Annotated in this window: 2 protein-coding genes; one reads left to right on the forward strand and one right to left on the reverse strand. The window is 64.3% G+C overall.

Going from position 1 to position 1,631, the window contains the following annotated elements:
• On the reverse strand, nucleotides 1-1,284 hold a 1,284-nt coding region (locus ACGVJ8_RS04715), incomplete at its 3' end, for a UbiD family decarboxylase (RefSeq protein WP_392345885.1).
• A 63-nt stretch (nucleotides 1,285-1,347) separates the two neighbouring features.
• Here ACGVJ8_RS04715 and ACGVJ8_RS04720 point away from each other — a divergent pair.
• Nucleotides 1,348-1,631, forward strand: a 284-nt coding sequence (locus ACGVJ8_RS04720) for a 2-phosphosulfolactate phosphatase (protein WP_392345887.1), incomplete at its 3' end; no start/stop codon positions are given.

Here is a 1,631-nt window from a genome sequence, read left to right on the forward strand (position 1 = left end):
ATCGCGCTGGGGATCAACCTGGGCCGCGATGGCCCAGACCACCTGGCGCGGGTCGCGCACGTTGATGTGACTGTCCACCACCACAACGAACTTGGTGTAAGTGAATTGCGGCAGGGCACTCCAGAAGCCCATGGCAGCACGCTTGGCCTGCCCCGGATAGGCCTTGTCGATCGAGATCACTGCCAACTTATAGCTGAGCGCTTCCATCGGCAGGAAGAAGTCGGTGATCTCTGGGATCTGCTGTCGCAGGATCGGCGTGTAAATGCGGTTCAGCGCGATGGCCAGCATCGCTTCTTCCTTGGGAGGACGGCCGCTGAAGGTTGTGAGAAACACCGGATCTCGCCGTTGGGTCATGCAGTGGAAGCGCACCAGGGGTGAGTCCTCCACACCGCCGTAGAAACCCATGTGATCCCCGAAGGGACCATCCGGCAGCACTTCCCCTGGAGTGATCGTTCCCTCTAGCACCACTTCGCTGTGGCTGGGCACCTGCAGATCGATGGTTTTGCAGGGGGCCAGACGAACCCCTTCTCCGGCATAGATGCCTGCGAACAGCCACTCGCTGAGCTGCACCGGGATCGGTGTGGCTGCGGCCATCACCAGCAGCGGGTGCACGCCGATGGCCACCGCCACCTCCAGCTTCTTGCCCATGGCGGTAGCTTTGCGCAGGTGGCGGGCGCCACCGCGCACGCTCAACCAGTGCACGGTCATCGTGTTCACCGACTGCTTCTGAAGCCGGTAAACGCCCACGTTGGGGACACCGGTTTCGGGGTCTTTGGTGATTACTAGTCCAAGCGTGATCACGCCCCCGGCATCACCGGGCCAGGGCCGGATCAGGGGGATGTTGTCGAGATCGACCTCATCGCCACGGAACACCTGCTGACGGCAGGGGGGTGTGAGGTCTCGGTCGGGCTTGGCTTTGACCAGGTCCCAGAAGACCCGGGCGAATCGTTTGGTCTCCTCCAGTCCCTTGGGGGGGCGGGGTTGTTGAAGCAGGGCCAGGCGTGACCCCAGCTTCTCCAGCTGCTCGGCCCGTTCGAGGCCCATGCTCCATACCACCCGTTCCACGGTTCCGAGAGTGTTGACGGCCACCGGCATCGAAGAGCCGATCACGTTCTCGAACAGAAGAGCGGGACCCCCTCGGCTCAGCACCCGGTCGGCAATGGCCGCCAGCTCAAGGTCGGGGTCCACCGGTGCCGTGATCCGTCGCAGCTGGCCGCGATCCTCGAGAAGCTTGAGAAAGCCCCGCAGATCTCGGGTGGCCGGACCGGATTGGAACAGGGCCATGGGATGACGGTCTCGGCGCAAGCGGTCTCGGTACTGTGTCGCACGCCGGTGTTCAGCGTGGCCATGCAGATCTCCTACTTCCATGTGCCGGCAGAGATGCCGCAGGACCTTCGCCCCGATGCGGCGGTGGTGATTGATGTGCTGCGGGCTACCACCACCATTGCCTGGGCGTTGCACAACGGTGCCGAGGCGGTGCAGGCCTTCGCCAGCCTCGGCGATCTGCGCGCTGCGGCAGCGGCGTGGCCTGTCGATGCGCGTCTCCTGCTTGGTGAGCGCGGTGGGCAGATGCTCGAGGGATTTGACCTGGGCAACTCACCCGTTGCCGTGACGCCGGAGCGGGTTGCTGG

It is taken from the genome of Parasynechococcus sp. (assembly GCF_042954245.1).
In the GTDB taxonomy this organism is placed as follows: domain Bacteria; phylum Cyanobacteriota; class Cyanobacteriia; order PCC-6307; family Cyanobiaceae; genus Parasynechococcus.